This window comes from Streptomyces amakusaensis, assembly GCF_039532665.1.
Classification (GTDB): domain Bacteria; phylum Actinomycetota; class Actinomycetes; order Streptomycetales; family Streptomycetaceae; genus Streptomyces; species Streptomyces amakusaensis.
In genome coordinates, this window is sequence record NZ_BAAASB010000001.1 from 353,391 (window position 1) to 374,316 (window position 20,926).

Annotated in this window: 19 protein-coding genes and 1 pseudogene; 14 read left to right on the forward strand and 6 right to left on the reverse strand. The window is 71.3% G+C overall.

The annotated features are described in order from the left end of the window. The first annotated feature begins 321 nt into the window (after nt 1-321). The gene (locus ABD371_RS01385; RefSeq protein ID WP_344471704.1) at nt 322-1,218 is read left to right on the forward strand and encodes a glycosyltransferase family 2 protein; all 897 of its coding nucleotides are present in this window, start codon (nt 322-324) and stop codon (nt 1,216-1,218) included. Between the two features lie 10 nt (nt 1,219-1,228). Here ABD371_RS01385 and ABD371_RS01390 read toward each other — a convergent pair whose 3' ends face one another. Beyond that, a complete protein-coding gene (locus ABD371_RS01390) occupies nt 1,229-2,458 on the reverse strand; it encodes an amidohydrolase family protein (RefSeq protein WP_344471707.1) in 1,230 nt (409 codons plus the stop codon). 230 nt (nt 2,459-2,688) lie between these two features. Here ABD371_RS01390 and ABD371_RS01395 point away from each other — a divergent pair, with 230 nt between their 5' ends. The 9 genes from ABD371_RS01395 (at nt 2,689) to ABD371_RS01435 (ending at nt 13,631) form a co-directional block, all read left to right on the forward strand. Then, a complete protein-coding gene (locus ABD371_RS01395) occupies nt 2,689-3,486 on the forward strand; it encodes a polysaccharide deacetylase family protein (protein ID WP_344471710.1) in 798 nt (265 codons plus the stop codon). A gap of 232 nt (nt 3,487-3,718) precedes the next feature. Beyond that, nucleotides 3,719-6,661, forward strand: coding sequence for an SARP-family global regulator AfsR (gene afsR, locus ABD371_RS01400; RefSeq protein WP_344471713.1), 2,943 nt, complete (start codon nt 3,719-3,721; stop codon nt 6,659-6,661). Nucleotides 6,662-7,132: 471 nt separating this feature from the next. Continuing rightward, nucleotides 7,133-7,405 (forward strand): hypothetical protein, encoded by a 273-nt coding sequence (locus ABD371_RS01405; RefSeq protein ID WP_344471716.1) that lies wholly within the window; start codon nt 7,133-7,135, stop codon nt 7,403-7,405. Nucleotides 7,406-7,898: 493 nt separating this feature from the next. Further along, the gene (locus ABD371_RS01410; protein ID WP_344471719.1) at nt 7,899-9,497 is read left to right on the forward strand and encodes an ATP-binding protein; all 1,599 of its coding nucleotides are present in this window, start codon (nt 7,899-7,901) and stop codon (nt 9,495-9,497) included. Continuing rightward, nucleotides 9,494-9,925 carry a roadblock/LC7 domain-containing protein gene (locus tag ABD371_RS01415; protein ID WP_190122437.1) on the forward strand — a complete coding sequence of 144 codons (432 nt, stop codon included), beginning with the start codon at nt 9,494-9,496 and terminating at the stop codon, nt 9,923-9,925. Before ABD371_RS01410 ends, ABD371_RS01415 begins: the two co-directional genes overlap by 4 nt. Then, nucleotides 9,922-10,449: a DUF742 domain-containing protein gene (locus ABD371_RS35810; RefSeq protein WP_381734355.1), complete on the forward strand. Its 528-nt coding sequence runs from the start codon at nt 9,922-9,924 to the stop codon at nt 10,447-10,449. The genes ABD371_RS01415 and ABD371_RS35810 overlap by 4 nt, the downstream gene beginning before the upstream one ends. Next, complete coding sequence (locus tag ABD371_RS01425; RefSeq protein ID WP_344471723.1) at nt 10,424-11,101, forward strand: GTP-binding protein; 678 nt, start codon at nt 10,424-10,426, stop codon at nt 11,099-11,101. Before ABD371_RS35810 ends, ABD371_RS01425 begins: the two co-directional genes overlap by 26 nt. After that, on the forward strand, nt 11,098-12,354 hold the full coding sequence (locus tag ABD371_RS01430) for a cytochrome P450 family protein (protein ID WP_344471726.1): 1,257 nt from the start codon (nt 11,098-11,100) through the stop codon (nt 12,352-12,354). The genes ABD371_RS01425 and ABD371_RS01430 overlap by 4 nt, the downstream gene beginning before the upstream one ends. Then, the gene (locus tag ABD371_RS01435) at nt 12,351-13,631 is read left to right on the forward strand and encodes a cytochrome P450 family protein (RefSeq protein ID WP_344471728.1); all 1,281 of its coding nucleotides are present in this window, start codon (nt 12,351-12,353) and stop codon (nt 13,629-13,631) included. The genes ABD371_RS01430 and ABD371_RS01435 overlap by 4 nt, the downstream gene beginning before the upstream one ends. Here ABD371_RS01435 and ABD371_RS01440 read toward each other — a convergent pair. Both ABD371_RS01440 and ABD371_RS01445 read right to left on the reverse strand, forming a co-directional pair. After that, the gene (locus tag ABD371_RS01440) at nt 13,613-14,326 is read right to left on the reverse strand and encodes a response regulator (protein ID WP_344471730.1); all 714 of its coding nucleotides are present in this window, start codon (nt 14,324-14,326) and stop codon (nt 13,613-13,615) included. The genes ABD371_RS01435 and ABD371_RS01440 overlap by 19 nt on opposite strands. Continuing rightward, nucleotides 14,323-15,444, reverse strand: a complete 1,122-nt coding sequence (locus tag ABD371_RS01445; protein ID WP_344471732.1) for a sensor histidine kinase — start codon at nt 15,442-15,444, stop codon at nt 14,323-14,325. Before ABD371_RS01445 ends, ABD371_RS01440 begins: the two co-directional genes overlap by 4 nt. A 186-nt stretch (nt 15,445-15,630) precedes the next feature. On the opposite strand from ABD371_RS01445, the gene ABD371_RS01450 reads away from it, so the two are divergent. After that, nucleotides 15,631-16,251: a hypothetical protein gene (locus ABD371_RS01450; RefSeq protein WP_344471734.1), complete on the forward strand. Its 621-nt coding sequence runs from the start codon at nt 15,631-15,633 to the stop codon at nt 16,249-16,251. Between the two features lie 270 nt (nt 16,252-16,521). After that, complete coding sequence (locus tag ABD371_RS01455; RefSeq protein WP_344471736.1) at nt 16,522-17,661, forward strand: methyltransferase domain-containing protein; 1,140 nt, start codon at nt 16,522-16,524, stop codon at nt 17,659-17,661. Nucleotides 17,662-17,671: 10 nt separating this feature from the next. On the opposite strand, the gene ABD371_RS01460 is transcribed toward ABD371_RS01455, so the two are convergent. After that, complete coding sequence (locus tag ABD371_RS01460) at nt 17,672-17,878, reverse strand: DUF397 domain-containing protein (protein ID WP_344471738.1); 207 nt, start codon at nt 17,876-17,878, stop codon at nt 17,672-17,674. 31 nt (nt 17,879-17,909) lie between these two features. After that, nucleotides 17,910-18,704 (reverse strand): annotated as a pseudogene (locus ABD371_RS01465) (helix-turn-helix domain-containing protein); the annotation flags it as partial. 149 nt (nt 18,705-18,853) lie between these two features. On the opposite strand from ABD371_RS01465, the gene ABD371_RS01470 reads away from it, so the two are divergent. After that, the gene (locus ABD371_RS01470) at nt 18,854-19,108 is read left to right on the forward strand and encodes a hypothetical protein (RefSeq protein ID WP_344471741.1); all 255 of its coding nucleotides are present in this window, start codon (nt 18,854-18,856) and stop codon (nt 19,106-19,108) included. Beyond that, complete coding sequence (locus tag ABD371_RS01475; protein WP_344471743.1) at nt 19,108-19,515, forward strand: hypothetical protein; 408 nt, start codon at nt 19,108-19,110, stop codon at nt 19,513-19,515. Before ABD371_RS01470 ends, ABD371_RS01475 begins: the two co-directional genes overlap by 1 nt. Here ABD371_RS01475 and ABD371_RS01480 read toward each other — a convergent pair. Further along, the gene (locus tag ABD371_RS01480) at nt 19,499-20,704 is read right to left on the reverse strand and encodes a serine hydrolase domain-containing protein (RefSeq protein ID WP_344471745.1); all 1,206 of its coding nucleotides are present in this window, start codon (nt 20,702-20,704) and stop codon (nt 19,499-19,501) included. The two genes, ABD371_RS01475 and ABD371_RS01480, sit on opposite strands and share 17 nt — an antisense overlap. Nucleotides 20,705-20,926 lie beyond the last annotated feature (222 nt).

Consider the following 20,926-nt stretch of genomic DNA (forward strand, 5'->3'; position numbering starts at 1 on the left):
CGATCCGGCCGAACGCCGGACGCCGGAGTGAGACCGCGCCCGGCGAACGCCACCGGACGCGGCCGGGCCCATCGTCACTCCTGACGCACCATCAGACAAGGCCGTGCGCCGCCCGGGCGCACCAGCCCCCGGCCGGCCGGCCCGCCTCGGTGCCGGGCGCGCCGCCGATCGGCGCGCCGGACCCCGTGACCGGCTGACCCGGATTCGACCGGGCCGCCCTCGCGCCCCCGGACCCTGACGCACGCCCGGTCGGAGCGGGTGCGGACCGCCGGAGCGCCCGCGGGTGGACAGTGGGTAGCATCGCGGCTTCGGGACGGAAAAATGGTGGAGTGGAGTCGAGTCGTGACGCGACCGCGTGTGGGTGTGGCCGTACTGACCATGGGGAATCGGCCGGTAGAGCTGCGGGCCCTGCTCGACTCCGTCGCGATGCAGGAGGAGCCGCCGGCGCGGGTGGTGGTGGTGGGGAACGGGGCGCCGCTGCCGGAGCTGCCGGAGGGGGTGACGGCGGTGGAGGTGCCGGAGAACCTGGGGGTGTCCGGGGGCCGGAATGTCGCGATGGAGCGGCTGCGGGAATTCGGCGATGTGGATGTGCTGGTCGATCTGGACGACGACGGGCTGCTCGTGGAGCGGGATGTCTTCACCCGGATCGCGGATCTGTACGCGGCGGACCCGAAGCTGGGGATCGTGTCGTTCCGGATCGCGGACGAGCACGGGGAGACCCAGCGGCGGCATGTGCCGAGGCTGCGGGCGAAGGACCCGATGCGCGGGGGGCTGGTGACGACGTTCCTCGGCGGCGGGCACGCGCTGTCCATGCCGATGCTGGAGCGGATCGGGGGATGGCCCGAGGAGTTCTTCTTCACCCATGAGGAGACGGATCTCGCGTGGCGGGCGCTGGACGACGGGTGGAAGGTGCTCTACGAGCCCCGGCTGCTGCTCCAGCACCCGAAGACCTCGCCCGCGCGGCACGCCGTGTACTACCGGATGACCGCGCGCAACCGCGTCTGGCTGGCGAAGCGGAACCTTCCCGCCCCGCTGGTGCCGCTCTATCTGGGGAGCTGGACCGCGCTGACGCTGCTGCGGACGCGGTCCGGGGAGGGGCTGAAGGCGTGGGCCGGCGGGTTCGCGGAGGGTGTGCGGGAGCCCTGCGGGGAGCGGAAGCCGATGAAGTGGTCGACGGTGTGGTGGATGGCGAAGCTGGGACGGCCGCCGGTCATCTGAGAGACAGGCGCTAGCCGGCCCAGAGCCCTTCCGGGGTGAGGCCGAGGAGGTCGATGGCGTTGCCCCGGACGATGCGGTGGACGGTCTCCGGGGGCAGATGCGCCATCTGCGCTTCGCCGACCCGGCGGGAGTCCGGCCAGGTGGAGTCGGAGTGGGGGTAGTCGGTCTCGTAGAGGACGTTCCCCGCGCCGATGGCGTCGAGGTTGCGCAGGCCGAAGGCGTCGTCGAAGAAGCAGCCGTACACATGGCCGGCGAACAGCTCCGACGGCGGGCGCAGCACCTTCTCGGCGACGCCGCCCCAGGCGCGGTTCTCCTTCCATACGGTGTCGGCGCGCTCCAGGATGTAGGGGATCCAGCCGATCTGGCCCTCGGCGTACATGATCCGGAGCTTGGGGAAGCGCTCGAAGACGCCGCTCATCAGCCAGTCGACCATCGAGAAGCAGCAGTTCGCGAAGGTGATGGTGGAGCCGACGGCGGGGGGCGCGTCGGCGGAGGTGGAGGGCATCTTCGAGGATGAGCCGATGTGCATGGCGATGACGGTGCCGGTCTCGTCGCAGGCGCGCAGGAACGGGTCCCAGGCGTCGCCGTGGATGGAGGGCAGCCCGAGGAAGGGCGGTATCTCGGAGAAGGCGACCGCCCGCACCCCGCGCGCCGCGTTCCGGCGGACCTCCGCCGCCGCGAGGGAGGCGTCCCACAGGGGTACGAGGGTGAGCGGGATGAGCCGGCCGCCGGCCTCGGGGCCGCACCACTCCTCGACCATCCAGTCGTTGTAGGCGCGGACGCCGAGCAGGGCCAGCTCACGGTCGGCGGCCTCGGTGAAGGTCTGGCCGCAGAAGCGCGGGAAGGTCGGGAAGCAGAGCGCGGACTGCACATGGTTGACGTCCATGTCCGCGAGCCGGTCGGGCACCCGGTAGGAGCCCGGCCGCATCCGCTCATAGGTGATGATCTCCAGCTTGATCTCGTCGCGGTCGTAGCCGACGGCGGTGTCGAGCCGGGTGAGCGGGCGGCGCAGCCCCTCGTACACCCACCAGTCGCCGACCGGGCCGTCGTCGCCGCGCTCGCCCATGACGGGCGCGAAGCGTCCGCCGAGGAAGGTCATCTCCTTGAGGGGGGCGCGGACCACGCGCGGGGCGACGTCCCGGTACTTCGACGGGAGCCGGTCCCGCCAGACATGAGGGGGCTCCACCGTGTGGTCGTCCACCGAGATGATCTTCGGGAAGGTCTCCGGGAAGGTCTCCATGGGTTTCACGGTAGCGTCGACCTGACGGTACGTCAGCTATGCGGGTACGGCCCCCCCGGCCGCCCGGACCGTGAGAAACCCCCCGGGAGTGAACCCGAAGACCCCTTTTCCCCTCTTGATGACCGGCGAGTCGAGTAGCTATACACCATGTGTATAGTCGGCAGAGCCCGCCGGTGGCCACGGTGAGAGCACACTCCAGCCCATCGCGAACCACCCAGGGGGAACCCTTCATGCCCGCTCGCCCCAGGAGGCTCAGGGTCGCCGCCGCCGTCGCGGCGACCGCGGCACTGACCCTCGCCCTCGGCGCCTGCGCCGGCTCGACCGCGCCGGCCGACGCCCGCGCCGACGCGCTGGAGGACGGGAAGTCGCTCGCCGACACCGCCGTCCCCGCCACCGACGTGAGCCCCGCCGACCCCGTCGACTGCGAGCGGGAGAAGTGCATCGCCCTCACCTTCGACGCGGGACCGGGCAAGGACACCCCCGAGCTGCTCGACACCCTCAAGAAGGAGAAGGTCCCCGCCACCTTCTTCCTCCTCGGCAAGAAACACATCACCAAGTACCCGGCCGTGGTGAAACGTCTCTCCGACGAGGGTCACGAGGTCGCCAACCACACCTGGACCCACAAGCGCCTCGACCGGCTCAAGCCGGACAAGATCCGCGAGGAGCTGGAGCTGGCACAGAACGCGATAGCAAAGATCACCGGCAAGAAGCCCACCCTGATGCGCCCGCCGCAGGGCCGGATCAACGACGACGTCACCGCCGTCACCAAGGAACTGGGGCTCGCGCAGGTGCTGTGGAGCGCCACCGCCAAGGACTACTCCACCAATGACTCCGCCCTGATCACCAAGCGAATACTGAAGCAGGCGTCACGCGACGGAGTCATCCTTCTGCATGACATCTACGACGGAACCGTCCCGGCCGTCCCGGGAATCATCGAGGAACTCAAGAAGCGCGGCTACACCTTCGTCACCGTTTCCCAGCTCCTCGCACCGGCAAAGGCCAACCCGGGCGAGATCTATCGCCCCTGATCCCGCAGGGCCCCGGAACAGCCGATACACCGCTGTCCGGCCCTGCCCGCCCCCGGGGGAGACACCCCCCGGGGAAGCCCGCGCACAGAGCCGTGCCGGGCCCCGGACGGGCGAGGCGGCCCCCGTCCCACAGCGACAAAACGCGATCTGCAAGCATCCCGTTACTGACGGGGCCGCCATGCACAAGGCAGACTGTCGGGTGCGAATCGGCAGTTCGGGGCAGGGGGCAGCAATGGACCGTGACAACGGGCCACGCGTACCGGAGCAGCGAGTTCCGGCGCCCAGTGAGGTTGTTGAGCTCTACTTCAGCGTGCTCGGCCCGGTCCGGGCCCGGCGAAGAGGCGAAGTGTTGCCGTCCGGTTCACCTCAGCAACGCGCCCTGCTGGCCGCGCTGCTGATGCGCGACGGCCGCACCGCGACCGCCTCCGAGCTGATCGACGCGATCTGGGGCGAGGACCCGCCGTCCCAGGCCCTCGCCGCCGTCCGCACATACGCCTCCAGACTCCGCAAGATCCTCACCGCGAACGCGCTGGTCAGCGAGTCCGGCGGCTATGCCATAAGGATCCGGCGGGACAGCGTCGACCTCTTCGTCGCCCAGGAACTGGCGCTGGAGGCGGAGAAGGCCCGCGCGGCCGGGGACCGCAACCAGGCCCGGACCCTGATCGACAAATCGCTCGGACTGTGGGACGGCGAGGCGCTGGCCAACGTCCCCGGGCCGTACGCCGAGAACCAGCGCACCCGGCTCGACGAATGGCGGCTCCAGCTGCTGGAGACCCGTCTCGAACTCGACCTGGAGACCGGCTGCCACGCCGAGGCCGTCTCCGAGCTGACCGCGCTCACCGCCGCCCACCCGCTGCGCGAACGGCTGCGCGAGCTGCTCATGCTGGCGCTCTACCGCAGCGGACGGCAGGCCGAGGCCCTCGCGGTGTACGCCGACACCCGCCGGCTGCTCGCCGAGGAGCTGGGCGTCGACCCGCGCGCCGAACTCTCCCAGCTGCAACAGCGCATCCTGCGCGCCGACGAGGAACTGGACCGCCCCAGCGAGGACCAGGCCCCCGGCCCCCAGATCGCCCGCCCCGCGCAGCTCCCGGCGACCGTCCCCGACTTCACCGGCCGGGCCTCCTTCGTACGGGAGCTGGGCGCGCGCCTCGCCGGCTCCGACGGCTCGGTCATGGCCGTCTCCGCGCTCGCGGGCATCGGCGGCGTCGGCAAGACCACGCTCGCCGTCCACGTCGCCCACGAGGCCCGCCCGCACTTCCCCGACGGCCAGCTCTACATCGACCTCCAGGGCGCGGGCAGCCGGGCCGCCGAACCGGCCGCCGTGCTCGGCTCCTTCCTGCGCGCCCTCGGCGTCCAGGACACCTCCATCCCCGACTCGCCCGAGGAGCGGGCCGCGCTCTACCGCTCCACCATCGCCGGCCGGCGGATCCTGATCCTGCTCGACAACGCCCGCGACGCCGCCCAGATCCGCCCGCTGCTGCCCGGGGCCTCCGGCTGCGCCGCCCTGATCACCAGCCGGGTCCGGATGGTCGACCTCGCGGGCGCGCATCTGGTCGACCTCGATGTGATGTCCCCGGACGAGGCGCTCCAGCTCTTCACCCGGATAGTGGGCGAGGAACGGGTCACCTCCGAGCGGAAGGCCGCCCTCGACGTCGTCGCCGCCTGCGGCTTCCTCCCGCTGGCGATCCGCATCGCCGCCTCCCGGCTCGCCGCCCGCCGCACCTGGACCGTCTCCGTGCTCGCCGCCAAGCTCGCCGACGAGCGCCGCAGGCTCGACGAGCTCCAGGCCGGGGACCTCGCCGTCAAGGCGACCTTCGAACTCGGCTACGGCCAGCTGGAGCCCGACCAGGCCCGCGCCTTCCGGCTGCTCGGCCTCGCCGACGGCCCCGACGTCTCCCTCACGGCCGCCGCCGCCGCGCTCGCGCTGCCCGTCCAGGAGACCGAGGACCTGCTGGAGGCGCTGGTCGACACCTCCCTCCTGGAGTCCGCCGCACCCGGCCGGTACCGCTACCACGACCTCGTACGCCTCTACGCGCGCTCCTGCGCCGAGCGCGACGAGAGCCCCGGGACCAACGAGACAGCCCTCTCCCGGCTGCTGGACTTCTACCTCGCCACCGTGACCCGGGTGTACACCATCGAACGCCCCGGCGACCGGCTGCCGGACCATCTGGAGGCCACCGAGCACGAGGGGCTGCCCTTCGACGGCCGCCAAGAAGCGCTCGACTGGCTCTACACCGAGGCCCACTGCCTGCTGGCCTGCGCCCAGCAGGCAGCCGCCGGCGGCCGGCTCAGGCGCGCCGTCGACCTGCTGTGGGCCGCCAAGGACCTGGCCGAGTCCGGGGCCAACTCCAAGCAGTACGAGTCCGCCGCGCTCGTCACCCGCGACGCCGCCCGGACGGCGGGCGACGCCCGCGCCCAGGGCCGCGCCCACACCACGCTCACCCATGTCTGCCTGATCGCCGGGCGGTACGAGGAGGCCGACGAGCACGCCAGGCAGGCGGATCTGCTGGCCACCCGGGCCCAGGACCCCACACCGGTCTTCTGGTCCCACAACGACCGGGGGATCATCGCCCTGAGCATGGGCCGGCACGCCGAGGCCGACAACTTCCTCCAGCAGGCGATCGAGGAGGCACGGGCCGACGACAACGGACCGGGCGAGGCGAGCGCCCTGTGCAACCTCTCCCGCCTCTACCTCCTCATGGGCCGCACCGAGCAGTCGATAGACCTCGTCCAGCGCGGGATGGACATCTACGACCGCAACGGGCTCACCATGCGGCTCGCCAACGCCCGCTACGCGCTGGGCATCGCGCTGACCCAGGCGGGACGCCTCACCGAGGCGCTGGACCAGCTCGTGGGGGCGCTGGAGGGCTTCGAGACCAACCGTCAGCGGCTCTGGGAGGGAACCACCCTCTACCGGATCGCCCAGGCCCATCTGGCCGCCCGCCGCCCGGCCCGCGCCGCCCAGCACGCCGAACAGGCCCTCGCGATCGGCTGCATCGGCGGCGACCACACCCGCGCCAACGTCCTCATCACCCTGGGCCGCGCGCTGGCCGCCCTGGGCCAGGCGGACCGCGCCCGCGCCTGCTGGCACGAGGCGCTCGCCGTGCACGAGGCCTCGGGGGCGGCGGAGGCCGCGGAGGTACGAGGGCTGCTCGCCCCGCTCAACGCCGTCTGAGGGGCCTCTGAGCGGCCCCTGGGGCCCTCCGGGAGCACATCCGGGGGCAGGGCCTCCGGAAAGCCGCGGGGAAGCCGGTGAACCGGTCGGCGCTCCGGCCCGTTCTGATGGCCGACGGCGTCGTACGCCCGGCCCCGGAGGCTCCCGGGGCCCCCGCCGGGAGCCCCGCGCCGGAGCGGAGCCGCAGGGCCCGAACCGGGCCCCGGCCCACCGCCGAATCCGGCCACCCGTAGGCTGATACAGCCCGCTGCCAGGACGTTCATCGAATGTTTATGCCTGTCGGAGATGCTCAGGCACACAACGATCCGTCGCGTCGGGGGGCAGGCGGATCACCTGGGACTCTCACCTCTCCGGGGGGAAGGTCGAGATCCCACGGCCTTTCGTCCGGCGACCCTCGGGGGAGTCTCCGGGCGGAAGGCCGTATCCAGTTCACGTACGACATGTACGACACGCACGATCCATGGGGGAACCATGAACAGCACCGACCAGAAGACCGACTTCATCACGCAGGACGACAACCACGCGCCTCCGCCGCCGTTGAGCGGCCTCCTCACCGGGTCGCCCGTCCGGACTCAGGACAACCACGCGCCCGCGCCGAAGTTCCTCGGCGAGGCCGTCCTGAAGCCCCTGGACAACCACGCGCCCCCGCCGCCCGCCGGTGGCGGCGGCAGCGGCCCGAAGAAGCTCACGGACTCCGTGGCCAAGCCCCAGGACAACCACGCGCCCGCGCCGCCGCGGCCCTGAGAAATCCCGCGCGGAAGCCCGCGGACGGATTCCCCGAACCGATCTTCGTACGGTATCCCCGAACCGGATCCGCGGGCAGATCCCCGGGCGGAAAAAGACCTGAAATGACAAGGTCCTGAGCTGAATATCCACTCTCCAGGTCCGGTCCAGATGCCAAATCAAAGGCCGGGAAATAACCCTGAGTGAGGAACTCGCATACGAAGGACTGAGCGGGGCTTCACCCGTAGGGGTAAGGCCGCGGCGGCGCGGAAGACCGGCCGCCGCGGCCCTTTTTCGTCCCCGCCCGACCTCGTCCGCCCTCCCCCACCATGCCACCTCTGCCCAAACGGGCCACCGGCGCACCGTCGGCCACTCGAAGCGCAAGTGATCGGTCGGCGGCACAACTTCACAATTACTTCGGCCAAAACCCCCCGCGATCAGTCGATGACGGTGTGTACTTGGGCGGGTCGTTTCCAAAACGACTCTCACCACCGCCCTCCCCGAGGTCTATTCGATGATCGAGATACCGGATCTGGCCATCGTCGCCGCCGGGACCCTGACCGCCTTCTATATCGGAAACGAACTATTGCGCTCCCGCCGCCAACGGGCGCGACAGCGCGAAGAGATCGATTCCCTCCAGACCCAACTCGACGCCGCCCGGCGGAGAACCGACCACACCTCACGAGCCTGTGTCGCCGAAGTGGTCCATCTGGCACAGGACCGCATCCCCGCCGCGGCCACCCGCGCCGCCCACCCGCATGTGCAGGTGCCCGGGCCGCTGGACCCCACCCTCACGGACAGCGAACTCGGCACCGCCCTGCACACGGCCCTCGACGGCGTCGCCACCGCGATGCTCCAGGAACGCAAACGCGTCGACGCCGCCGCCCGGGCCGGAATGCGCGGCGCGACCAGGGAGATCCAGGCCGGCCTCTACCGGCTCCAGGACGTGCTGCGCGGCCTCCAGCAGCGCTACGACGACCCGGAGCTGTCCCAGACCCTCTACTCACTCGACCACGAGAACGAACAGTCGCTGCGCCGCGCCCAGGTGGCCGCCGTCGTCTGCGGAGCCTGGGTGGGCCTCGCCCGCGAGGAGTCACACCTCGTGGACGCGGTGACCGGCGGGCAGTCCCGCATCATCGGCTATCAGCGCGTCCACATGAGCAACCATCTGGAGCCCGGCACCGCACTCGTCTCCCACGCCGTCGAACCGGTCGCGATCATCGTCGCCGAGCTGCTCGACAACGCACTGCGCCACTCCTCACCGGACACGACCGTCACGGTGAACCTGGAACGCGCCCACCACGGCGTCACCGTCACCGTGGACGACGCGGGCGTGGGCATGGCCGCCGACGAACGGGCCTACGCGCAGCGCATGGTGGCGGGCCACGAACTCATCCTCCTCTCCGAACTGGGCGACCCGCCCAGGATGGGACTGGCCGCGATCGGCCAGCTCACCCGGCAGTTCGATCTCTCGGTCGATCTGTCCTCGCCCTCTCCCTACGGCGGGGTCCGGGCGGTGCTGCTGGTCAAGAACCACCTGCTGAGCCACATCGACCCGGCCGAACGGCCGCAGGCCGCGAGCGCGCCCCACTCCACCCGGGGCGGCAACGCCCCGGACCCCTTCTTCCCGGCGGCCCCCGGGCTCCCCGGACAGCCCGGGTTCCCCGCCGTCCCCGCGCCCCACCCCGGCGAGCGGGACACCCCCGTCGCCGAGCACCACGGCGCGTACCAGCCGTCTGCCCCGGCCGACCCCGGGCCCTCCTGGCCCGCACCCCCCGTCCGGTCCGAGACCCACGCCCCGGCCGCACCGGCCGTCCCCCTCCCCCCCGCCCGTACCCCCCCGTCCCCCGCCCTCCCCGTCCGTACGGCCCCCGACCCCACCCGTACCGTCTCCGAGGCCATCACCCACGACCCCGTCCCCGGCCCGGACGACGAGTCGCTGCCCCGCCGGCGCCGCCGGATCCATGCCGCCGGTCACCCCGGCGAGGCCCCGTCCCGCCCCCGGCCGCCCGCGCGCTCCCCGGAAGAGGCCGCCGCGGCCCTCGGGGCGCTCCAGGCCGGGACCGCAGCCGCACGCAACGCCGCCGACCCCGAAGGGAACGACCCCCGATGACCAGCCGCACCTCCCGCGACACCGGCGATACCGCGTGGGTGCTCGATCCGATCCTGGAAATCCCCCATGTCCGTGCCGCCGTCCTGCTGACCAGGGACGGCCTTGTGTCCGGCTACTCCGACCGGCTCTCCCAGGCGTCCGCCGAACGCGTCGCCGCGATCACCAGCACCGTGCAGGGGGCCTGCCGCACCGCGGCGGCAGCCTTCGCGGACCAGGACGGCGCGGAGGTGCGCCAGGTGGTCGTCGAGTCCGACCACGGATACATCCTGGTCGCGCCCACCACCCACGGCACCTGTGTGGCCGCCTATGGCGATCCCGAGGTGCGGCTCGACCTGCTCGCCCACCGGGTCCACTCCCAAGTGGCCCGGCTCGGCGAGAAGGCGATGGCGGCCGCTCCCCGGGGAGCCAGCGGCCACACTCCGCTGTGAGCGGGCGGAGGGCCGGCCGGCCGCTCGTCCCCGCCTATGTCTCCACCGGCGGCAAGACCCGGCCGAGCCGCAACAGCCTGGAACGCCTCTCGGTACTCACCGGTCTGACGGTCTGCCCCGCCGAGCAGTCGAGCGGCGCGGGGCCGCCCATACCGCTCCACGGCACGGGACACGACGTACGCCGGGCACGTCATCACGCGCCGCCCGCCGTCCCCTCGCACACCCCGGCCGCACCGCCCGTATCAACCGCATCACCCATGCCTTCCACACCGTCCGCACCGTCCGTCCCACCCGGTCTTCCCGCCGCCCAGCGCACACTGCTGGGCACCCTGGACGGCGGGTCGCTCACCGTGGTGGAGACGGCCGCCGTCCTCGAACTGCCCGTCTCCGCCGTCCGCGTACTCGCGGCGCACCTCATCGACCTGGGACTGGTGAGCGCCCGCCCGCCGATCCCGTTCGCCGCCCAGCCCGACCTTGATCTGTTGGAGAGAGTCGCCGATGGCCTCCGCGCCCTCAAGCTCTAACGGCCTGCACCTGCCGGACAGCGCTCGCGAACTGGTGAAAATCCTGGTCGCCGGCCCCTTCGGAGTCGGCAAGACCACCTTGATCGACTCCGTGTCCGAGATCCGCCCGCTGCACACCGAGGAGCAGCTGTCCGAGGCCTCCGTAGCGGTGGACGACCTCGCGGGGGTACGGGACAAGACCACCACGACCGTCGCCATCGACTTCGGGCGGATCTCCCTGAACGGGGGGATCGTGCTCTATCTCTTCGGCACCCCCGGCCAGGAGCGGTTCCGCTCGCTCTGGAAGGACATCGCCTACGGGGCGCTCGGCGCGCTCGTCCTGGTCGACACCCGGCGCATCGACGACTCCTTCGAGGTGCTGGGGCTGGTGGAGGACGCGGGACTGCCGTACGCGGTCGCGCTCAACACCTTCCCGGACGCCCGCCAGTACACCGAGGAGCAGTTGCGCACCTCGCTGGACCTGGAGCCCGGCACCCCCATGATCGCCTGTGACGCCCGGGACACCCGTGCCTCCATCGACGCGCTGATCTCGCTGGTGCAGCATCTGCTGACCCGGATGGGCCACCGGCCCCAGGCGCCCGCGGCCGACTCCGTGCCGGACGGTGCCCAGGCCCTGCCCTACGACGCCGTGCCCAGTCCGGAGGTCCGGTGAACGCCCCGGTCAACGCCACGCCCGCGCCCTCGATCGCCTCCCCGGTCCGGCTCTGGGAGGACGGCTTCGCCGCCGACCCGCGCGCCTACTACGAGATACTGAGGGCCCAGGGCCCGGTCGGCTGGGCCGAACTGGCCCCCGGGATCTTCGCGTACGTCGTGGTCGACCGGCGGGCCGCCCTCGATCTGCTGCACGACTCCGAGATCTGGTCGCACGACCCCCGCCCCTGGGAGGCCACCGTCGCCGAGGACTCACCGGTCCTCGGGATGATGCGCTGGCGGCCCAACACCCTCTTCGCCGACGGCCAGGCGCACATCCGCTACCGCCAGACCCTCGTCGACGCCTTCAGCCTGGTCGAACCGCACGATCTGCGGGAGCGGGTGCACCGCGCGGCGGACATCCTCGTCGGCCGCTTCGGCCCCCGGGGCCGCGCCGATCTGGTCTCCGACTTCTGCCGCCCGCTGATGGGGCTGATCTTCAACAATCTCTTCGGGCTGCCCGACAGCGAGAGCGACCGGCTCACCGACTCCATGGCCCAGATGATCGAGGGCTCCGAGCGCTCGGCCCAGGCCGAGGTGGAGTACGGGCGGTACGTCCTCGAACTCATCGCCGCCAAGATGGCCCGCCGGGGCGACGACCTCACCAGCTGGCTCCTCGACCACCCGCTGAACCTGTCCCCCGAGGAAGTGACCTGGCAGGTCTTCCTCACCCTCGGCGCGGGCCACGAGCCCACGGCCAATCTGGTCTCCAACGCGCTCTCGCGCATCCTGGGGAACCCGGCCTACTACACCACCCTCACCAGCGGCTCCCGGCCCGTGATGGACGCCGTGGTGGAGGTGCTGCGCTTCGAGACCCCGCTGGCCAACTACGGCATCCACTACGCCCGAAGACCACTGAGCTTCCACGGCGTGTGGATACAGGCCGCCGTGCCGGTCGTCGTCTCCTACGGCGCGCTGGCCCACTTCGCCGAGAAGGAGTCCCGGGCCACCCACCGTACGAACGACGCCTCGCATCTGTCGTGGTCGGCGGGGCCGCACGCCTGCCCGGTGAAACAGCACACCCTCCTGATCGCGACCGAGGCGATCGAGCGGCTCACCCAATGGCTGCCCGACCTCAGCCCGGTGCTCCCCCGGGAGCGGCTGACCTGGCGTCCGGGCCCCTTCCACCGGTCGCTGACGGCGTTCCCCGTGCAGTTCACCGCCCGTACGCCCGACCAGGCCCGTATCCCCGACCAGTCAGGAGAGCTTGGATGACCGTGTCCACTCCGGTGGCCATCGACCCCTTCGGCACCGACATCCCGGGAGAGACCGCCCGGCTGCGCGCGCTCGGTCCGCTGGTGCCGATCGTGCTGCCCGGCGGGATACCGGCATGGGCTCCGACCGGCTACGCCACGCTGAAGACCCTGATCCTCGACCCCCGGGTCAGCAGGGATCCGCGCCGGCACTGGTCGCTCTTCGCGGAGATCCCCCGGCGGCCGGAGTGGAGCTGGATCCTGAACTGGGTGGGCGTCGTCAACATGCTCTCCGCCTACGGCCCCGACCACACCCGGCTGCGCAAACTGATCGCGCCGAGCTTCACCGCCCGGCGCACGGAGGCCATGCGGGCCAGGGTCGAGGCGATCACCGAGGAGCTTCTCACCGAGCTGGCCGCCGCCGGCGCGGGCGGAAGGCCGGTCGACCTGCGGTCCGGGTACGCGCACCCCCTGCCGCTGCGGATGATCTGCGAGCTGTTCGGCGTCCCGGACGAGCTGCGCGAGGCCACCGCCCGCATGGCCTCGACCATCATGGACACCTCGGACCCCAGCCCCGAGCACACCGCCTCCGCGCAGGAGCAGGTCGCCACGGTGCTGCCCGCCCTCATCGCCCACAAGAGCGAGCACCCCGGCGACGACCTCACCACCGAACTGGTCCGCGTCCGCGACCAGGACCAGGACGGCGACCGGCTGAGCGACGAGGAACTGCTGTCGACCCTGCTGCTCGTGATCGGCGCGGGCTTCGAGACCACCGTCAATCTGATCGGCAACGCGGTGGTCGCCCTGCTGCGGCACCCCGCCCAGCTGTCGGCGGTACGGGTCGGGGACCTCTCCTGGGAGGCGGTCATCGACGAGGTGCTGAGAGTGCAGCCGTCGATCGCCAACCTTCCGCTGCGGTTCGCCGTCTCCGACATCACCGTCGCCGGAGTGACCATCCCCGCCGGGGACGCCATTCTGACGACCTACGCCGCCGCCGGTCTCGACCCCGAGCACTACGGCCCCGACGCGAGCGACTTCGACCCGGGGCGCAGCGCCGACGACCATCTCTCCTTCGGCATCGGCGTCCACCGCTGCATCGGCGCTCCGCTCGCCCGGATGGAGGCCCGTACCGCGCTCCCCGCCCTCTTCGAGCGCCATCCCGCCCTGCGTCTCGCCGTGCCGCCCCGCGAGCTGCGCCAGCTGCCCTCCTTCATCGGTCTCGGCTGGCAGGAGATCCCCGTACTCCTGGATCCCAGCCCGACCGAGCCGGCCCCCCGGGGCTATCCCCAGCCGGGCTGAGGGGCCCGGGGCTCTTCCGGTACGGGCCCGGCCAGGCCGTTCTCCCAGGCCCAGGCGGCGATACCGACCCGGTTACGGGCCTTCACCTTCGCCTGGACGTTGGCGATGTGGGTCTTGGCGGTGCCCGCCGAGATGAAGAGCTTCGCGCCGATCTCGGCATTGGTGAGGCCCTCGGCGACCAGGCGGGCGATCTCGCTCTCCCGGGCGGTGAGCGGCGAGGCGTCCATGGGTGCCGCAGGGGCGGGGGTGGCGGCAGGGGCCAGGGTCCGGAGCAGCCGGACCGTGATCTGGGGGCTGATGAGGATGTCCCCGGCCATCGCCGCCCTGACCCCCTCGATCAGCAGCCCGGGGCCCGAGCGCTTGAGCAGAAACCCGCACGCGCCGTCGTGCAGTGCCGTGCGTACGTAGTCGTCGTGGTCGAAGGTGGTGACGACCAGGACACGCGTCGGATCGGGTACGCCGGGACCCGCGAGCCGCCGGGTGAGTTCCAGGCCGTCCAGGCCCGGCATCCGGATGTCGGCGAGCACCAGATCGGGGCGGAGGTCGCGGGCCAGATCGAGGGCGGTGAGGCCGTCCGCCGCCTCGCCGACCACGGTCATGTCGGGCTGCGAGCCGAGGATCAGCCGGAAGCCGCTGCGTATGTCCTCCTGGTCGTCGGCGATCAGGATGCGGGTCGGGCCGGGGGCCGTCGTCATGAAGCCTCTCTCGGGAATGTGGCGGGCAGGACGGCGGTGAGCCGCCAGCCGCCCTCGCCGTGCGGCCCCGCCGAGAGCGTCCCGCCGAGCGCCCGCGCGTGCTCGGTGAGCGCGGGGATGCCGAGGCCGCCCCGGGAGCCCTTGCGGCGGGCCGGGGCCCTCGGGCGGTCCCCCCGGTCGTTGGTGACCCGGATCTCCACGGCGGCGGCCGTGGGAGTGAACACGACCGTGGCGCGAGAGGCCTCGGGGGCGTGCCGGCGGATGTTCGTCAGCGCCTCGACGACGATGCGGTACGCGGCGCAGCCCGCCTCCCGCTCCCGGGAGAGCGCCTCCGCGACCGGGGGCGGCAGCTCCAACCGCGCCTCGGTGCCTCCCGCCGAGGTGAAGTCCTCGATCAGCGACGGCAGCTGCGCCACATCGGGAAGCGGCTCGGTGGCGGCCCCCTCCGGGCCGTGCAGCATCCGCACGGTCCGGTCCATCGCGGCCAGCGCGCTCAGCCCCGCCTTCTCGATGCGCTCCAGCGCGAGCAGCGCCTGCGCGGGGTCGGCCTCGGCGACAAAGCGGGCCGCCTGCGCCTGGACCACGATCCCGCTGATGTCGTGCGCGACGAAGTCGTGCAGATCGCGCGAGAGCTGAAGCCGCTGAGCACCGCGGGCCTCCGCCACCGCGCTCCGGCGGCGCAGCGCCTGACGGCGGGGGTAGGCCCCGGCCGCCACCGCCGCGACGGCCGGAAGCAGCCAGAAGGCCGCCACCCCGACTCCTTCCAGGAAGGATTCCCCCTCGACCAGCGGCAGCGGCCAGAGCGCCACCGCGAGGACGGCCGGCGGGAGGGCCGTCCTGAGTTCGCGCCGGGGTGACCAGCGGGTGACCACTGCCAGGAGCAGCAGCAGTACGGCCGCCTCCGCCAGCTTCCAGCCCGCGCCGAAGCCCGCCCCCGGCAGGGCGAAGCTCATGATCAGCGAGAGGCACGCGCAGACCGCGACCGGCCGGGCGAGGCGGCCCAGCCTCTGCCGGATCCCGGCGCGGGGGCGGGCGACGGCCCACACCAGCACGCCCGTGGCCGCGAGCACCGGCAGCGCGCCGAGTGCCGTGACGGCCGGGTCGGTTGATTCCCCCATGGCGATCAGCGTACGGGTGTGCGATACGGCGGGGCTCTCTGCCGATCGGCAGAGAGGGGCGGGGCGGCGGGGCGATCTTTGTGCCGATCGGCGGATGGGATCGCGGGGGTGCCGGGAGTGAAGCTTGAGTCGTTCCGCCGACCGCGGCGGCGCACCCACTCATCCTCCAGAAAACGGGAGTTCACCATGCGCACCACGACGGCAGCCGTCTCTCTCCTGACCGTCCTCGCCGGGCTGACCACCGGGTCCGCCGCGGCCACTGAGGGCTCTGCGTCCTCCGAGAAGAAGCCGGCGAAGGCAGCCGCGAGCGTCCACGGGAAGGCCCGGATCTCCTACATCGAGTCCGCCGACCACGACATCCGCTTCACCATCGACGCCGAACAGGTGCCCTTCAGCCGCCCGGTCCTCCCCGTCGCCCCCAACGGACTGGCCACCGACGCCCGGGGCACCCTGAAGTTCTCCCACACCGCCCCGGGCGGAGCCGCCGGGTGGGCCGAGGCCCGAATCGACTGCCTGGTCACCAGCGGCCGGACCGCGACCCTGACCGCCATCGTGACCAAGTCCAACGTCGAGAAGCCCGGCGCACGTCTGGGCATCAGCGTCCAGCAGGGCGGCAAGGGCGAGCCCGACCGGCTCGGCTTCTCCTGGGGCGTGGTCAACATCGTCCCCGACCACGTCGACGACAACGGCATCCCCATCCGGCCCCAGGCCGGCACCTGCATGGCCCCCGCCCCCTTCACCACCGTCGTCAAGGGCGGCTTCAAGGTCGTCCACGCCGAGATCAGGAAGACCCCCACCCGGCTCTGAGGATTCGTTTCTGAGTTCTCGCCCGAATCAAGAGTTCGGAAACAACCCAATTCATCCAATTCTGACGCAAAAGCGCCTATCGTTCGCCACCGATACGGGCCACTCTGCGCTGGTACCCACAAACGCGGGAAGGACTGGTGAGCCCCATGGGCGGACACGGCGACGGCAAGGGCGGTCAGGACGGGGACAAGAAGCAGTCGCCACGGGAGTCGGACGGGCAGTGGAAGAAGCCCGTCCCTCCTCCGGTCCCGCCGACGAGTTGATGTTCCGGTGAGTTCACCCGACCACCTGGTGGAAATCCTGGCCAAGGAGAACGCCCTCGTCCCCGGCTGGGAGAGCGCCGTCGCGGCGGTACGACGCGAGCTGTTCGTCCCCGACACGATCGAGGCCGATGGCCGCCTCGTCTCCCGCAGCGCACAGCCCGAGCTGTGGCTCAGCCTGGTCTACGCCGACCTCCCGCTGACCACCCAGGTCAACGACGGACAGCGAACGGGCACCGACGACTACCGGTTGCCCACCTCGTCCAGCTCGATGCCCTCCGTCATGCTCCAGATGCTCGACCTCCTCCAGGTACGGGAGAGCCACCGCGTACTGGAGACCGGCGCGGGCACCGGCTACAACGCGGCTTGGCTGGCCCACCGCCTGGGGTCGGAGCGAGTGACCTCGGTGGACATCGACCCCGCCCTGGCCGAGCGGGCGGCGGAGAACACCGCCGCTGCCGGATACGCACCCCGTATCGTCTGCGCGGACGCGGACCGGGGCTGGCCGCCGGGTGCGCCGTACGACCGGCTGCTCGCCACCTATCGGGTGCCCGCGATCCCGTACCCATGGATCGAGCAGACCCCCCGCGGGCGGATCGTCGCACCCTGGGGCGGGAGCTTCTTCCCCCACAATTTCATCGCCCTGGACGTCCAGGACGGCGTCGGGACCGGCCGGTTCACCGGCTTCCCCTCCTTCATGCGAAGTCGCACCGGACGCCCCCACCGCGGCTACCTCGCCGACTTCGTCCACCACCACGACCAAGCCGCGCCCCGCCGCACCGCTCTGAGCCCATGGGACCTCGCAGGCGACAGCGACGCACTCTTCTACACCGGCCTCTCCCTGCCCACCGCCTGGTACCTGTTCACCGAAGCCGACGACGGCACAGGCGCGGCAACCCTGTGGATCCTCGCCGACGACCGCGCCTCCTGGGCCTCTGTGGAGTACGACGGGACCCCACGGGACACCTATCCCGTCCGGCAGTACGGCCCCCGGCGGCTGTGGGACGAGGCGGAGGCCGCCTACCGGAAGTGGGAACGGCTGGACCGCCCGGCTCGGGACCGGGCCGGGCTGACCGTCACCCGCGAAGGTGAGCAGGTGTGGCTGGACACCGACGAACATGTCATCGGTGTCTTCGCCGTCAGCCCGTAAGCGGGGGGTGTCAGCTCACATCGGTGTTGCGGGCGAGCGTCACCAGGCCCGTGAACGCGGCGGGGGTGAGCATGAGGACGGGGCCGTCAGTCTGCTTGCTGTCCCGGACGGGGACGACGCCGGAGGGGGCGTACGCGGGGGCCACCTCGACGCACTGGCCGCCGCTCGGTCCGCTGTAGGAGGACTTGATCCAGACGGTTACTGAGGCGTTGGTCATTGACGTACTCCTTGGCGATTTCCTGGATACGGGCAACCGACTCCGAGGGCGACAGCGCTGACGCCCGAAGATGATCGTAGTTATCAATGGCGGCACTCACCGTATGGGCATTGTCGTACGGGCGTCCTCCCTGCGGCCCTTCGGCGTGAAGCAGGGTGGGAGCGTCGGCGAACCCCAGCAGCGTGAACGGCAAGTCATAGGCCGGGGCCCCTTCGCTGTAGGGCAGCACCTGGAACGTGACGCTCGGCGACTCCGCCTCGCGAACGAGGTGTTCGAGCTGCCGCGACATCACCTCTCGGCTGCCAACCACCGTACGCAGGCAGGCTTCGTGAAGCACCACCCACAGCCGTGGGGGGACTTCTCTCTCCATGACCTCGTGACGCCTTATGCGGGCGATGACCCTGTTCTCGATCACGTCCGCCGGCTCGCGCGGAACTCCGGCGCGGAGCGTGGCCCGTGCGTACTCCGGTGTCTGCACCATGCCCATGATGAAGGTGGTCGAGTAGTCGTAGATCCGCGTGGCCTCCCGTTCCAGCTCGACGTACGGAACGAACCAGTTCGGATGGTTGCCGGACAGGTCGTCCAGGATGCGCTGGAGCTGACGGGCGAAGAGTTCACCCGTCCCCAGGACTCGATCGGCCCCGATCGCGAACCTCTCGCTCGGAGTCACCTTGCCCGCTTCGACTTTGGAGACGTGGCCCTCCGAGTAGCCCGTGGCATGACCCAGGCCCTTCTGGGTCATGCGCCGCGCCTTACGCACTTGTCTGACGTCAAGCCCGAATGACTGAAGCGGATGCAAGTTCACTGAAGATGGTTCGCCACCCATGGGCGTGACCTCACTCTTCCCTCATTTGATCATGCGTCAATCGATGGGAGTGCTTGCATAAGAATCGGCAAGTGCGTTGATTCTAGGGCAAGTTGTGGTCACCTGGTCTCGCAACGGAACCGCTGGGGGCGAGCGAGAAGGCAGCTGAAATGACTAACAGCGCAGGGCCTGACAACGACACGGATCACCACACTCTGCCTCCGGGCACGCTGGCGTACGACGTCAGAGTGAGGCGGGTGGGTGTGGTGATGGAGGAGTGCGGTACGCGCTACGCGCTGCGGCCTCCGCAGGGTGGTCGGGAGTGGGACGCGCCGGTGGAGGACGTCCGTCCGGCCACGGCCGCCGACTGGCTCTCGGCGGCGCTGGCCGAGCGGAACGAGATCAGCAGGAAGGGGCGCCCCTGATGCGCGGACGGCCCGAGGTTCCGGCGGACCCGGCGCAGGGCGATCCCGCGCACACCCGGACCCCGCCCATGAGCGGCGGCGGCCCTCGTACCCGCCGTACGGCTGCGGAGAAGGCGGCGGCACGCGACCGCGTCCTCGCCGACCGGACCACCGTCATCACCCGTTACACCCGGGGCGATTCCCTGAAAGCCATCGCCCGGACGTACGACGTCCACGCCCCCTGGCTCGCCGCCCGCCTCACCCGCTGGGGCGTCCCCGTCCGCACCCACGCGCACGCGACCTCCCACACCCACGTACACCGGGACGGCGCCACCGGAGCCGTCACCGCCATCCGCTGCCCCGACCCCCACTGCGGACGCAAGAAACCGTGCTCCAGCCGCGACCCGGGCGTCAGCGGAGTGGCTTGAAGGCGGGGTCGGCCGCCTTCACCTTGGTGCCGCAGAAGGCGGAGTCGCGGATCTTGTCGGACCAGTCCCAGTCGCCGTTGATGTTGAGGGCGAAGACCTTCTTGCCGTCCTCCGTGCCGACCACCTCGGACCCGGCACCGGACGCGCCTCCGCTGTGGCCCCAGACCTTGATGCCGCAGCTGGTCTTGAGGCTGTAGAGGCCGAGGCCGTACTCGTCGTAGGAGGCGATGGGCCCCTTGTTGGGGAGCATGGCCTTCATCGCGGTGAGTTGCTTCGCGGGGAGCAGCTCGCCGCCCAGGAGCGCCTGGAGGAAGCGGGTCACATCGCTGGTGGTGGAGATGATGTCGCCGTCGGCGAAGGCCTGGGAGCCGTTCTGCTCGGTGACGTCGTACACGTCGAGCTTGCCGGGGTCCTCGGAGAGGTTCCCGTACGCCTTGCTGTGCGGGTTGGGCATGCTCACGCTGTTCCCGGGGAGCGTGGTGTCGCGCAGGCCCAGCGGTTTGAGGATGCGCTTGCGGACCTCGTGGGCGTAGGAGTTGCCGGAGGCCTTCTCGATGACCAGGCCGGCCAGGACATAGCCGGTGTTGGAGTACGCGTGCTTGGCCCCCGGGGCGAAGTCGGGTTGGTGGGCGAGGCCGACGCGGATCGTCTGGAGCGGGGTCCAGGTGTCGTAGCGGTGCTTGAGGTAGGCCTTGGTGTAGTGCTTGCGGAAGTACTCGGGGTCGGCGGAGTACTCGAAGAGTCCGGTGCTGTGGTTGAGGAGTTGGCGTACGGTCATCTTCCGGCCGTCGTTGCCGTTGCCCCGGACGACCCCGGGCAGCCACTTGTCGACCGTGTCGTCCAGGCTGAGCAGCCCGTCCGCCTCCTGGTCGAGGAGGACGGCGGCGACGAAGGTCTTCGTGATGCTGGCGATGCGGTATCGCTCCTTGGCGGAGCGGGGCTTGCCGGTCGTGACGTCCGAGACGCCCGAGGTCGCGTTCCAGACACCGGACTCGGTCCGCAGCTGGGCGATCACTCCGGGGGTGCCCGCCCGCACCAGGTCGTCCATCGCGCGCTGGGTCGCCGCGTGGCGCTCGGTCTTCTTCGGGGCATGCGCGTCGGCCTGGGCGGGGGCCGTGAACGCGGTGGCGGCGACCGCCGCCGCGGCGAGGGCCACGATGCCCGTGCGCGCTGTTCTCCTGGTCGTCATGTGCCTCTGCTCCTGGGGTGGTTGCCCGCGTTCGGCGGGCTGGTTTGCGGTCACGGGGAATGACCGCAAACCAGGAGATAAGGGTTGACCCTTAGGGGAAGGCTGGCCGGATATCGCACTCGCCCCTCTGTCACTGGGAGTGACTCGATCGAGAGGGCCGGGGTTGCCCCGGAGGGCGGGTTGGCCGGAAGGCCATCACGGGGGCGGCGGGATATCACGTGG

Coding starts and splice junctions, on each gene's coding strand:
- ABD371_RS01415 (WP_190122437.1), top strand. CDS start 9,494: ATGACCAGCCGCACCTCCCGCGACACCGGCGATACCGCGTGGGTGCTC.
- ABD371_RS01460 (WP_344471738.1), bottom strand. CDS start 17,878: ATGACCAACGCCTCAGTAACCGTCTGGATCAAGTCCTCCTACAGCGGA.
- ABD371_RS01390 (WP_344471707.1), bottom strand. CDS start 2,458: ATGGAGACCTTCCCGGAGACCTTCCCGAAGATCATCTCGGTGGACGAC.
- ABD371_RS01440 (WP_344471730.1), bottom strand. CDS start 14,326: ATGACGACGGCCCCCGGCCCGACCCGCATCCTGATCGCCGACGACCAG.
- ABD371_RS01405 (WP_344471716.1), top strand. CDS start 7,133: ATGAACAGCACCGACCAGAAGACCGACTTCATCACGCAGGACGACAAC.
- ABD371_RS01475 (WP_344471743.1), top strand. CDS start 19,108: ATGCGCGGACGGCCCGAGGTTCCGGCGGACCCGGCGCAGGGCGATCCC.
- ABD371_RS01425 (WP_344471723.1), top strand. CDS start 10,424: ATGGCCTCCGCGCCCTCAAGCTCTAACGGCCTGCACCTGCCGGACAGC.
- ABD371_RS01385 (WP_344471704.1), top strand. CDS start 322: ATGGTGGAGTGGAGTCGAGTCGTGACGCGACCGCGTGTGGGTGTGGCC.
- ABD371_RS01410 (WP_344471719.1), top strand. CDS start 7,899: ATGATCGAGATACCGGATCTGGCCATCGTCGCCGCCGGGACCCTGACC.
- ABD371_RS01445 (WP_344471732.1), bottom strand. CDS start 15,444: ATGGGGGAATCAACCGACCCGGCCGTCACGGCACTCGGCGCGCTGCCG.
- ABD371_RS01480 (WP_344471745.1), bottom strand. CDS start 20,704: ATGACGACCAGGAGAACAGCGCGCACGGGCATCGTGGCCCTCGCCGCG.
- afsR (WP_344471713.1), top strand. CDS start 3,719: ATGGACCGTGACAACGGGCCACGCGTACCGGAGCAGCGAGTTCCGGCG.
- ABD371_RS01470 (WP_344471741.1), top strand. CDS start 18,854: ATGACTAACAGCGCAGGGCCTGACAACGACACGGATCACCACACTCTG.
- ABD371_RS01395 (WP_344471710.1), top strand. CDS start 2,689: ATGCCCGCTCGCCCCAGGAGGCTCAGGGTCGCCGCCGCCGTCGCGGCG.
- ABD371_RS01450 (WP_344471734.1), top strand. CDS start 15,631: ATGCGCACCACGACGGCAGCCGTCTCTCTCCTGACCGTCCTCGCCGGG.
- ABD371_RS01435 (WP_344471728.1), top strand. CDS start 12,351: ATGACCGTGTCCACTCCGGTGGCCATCGACCCCTTCGGCACCGACATC.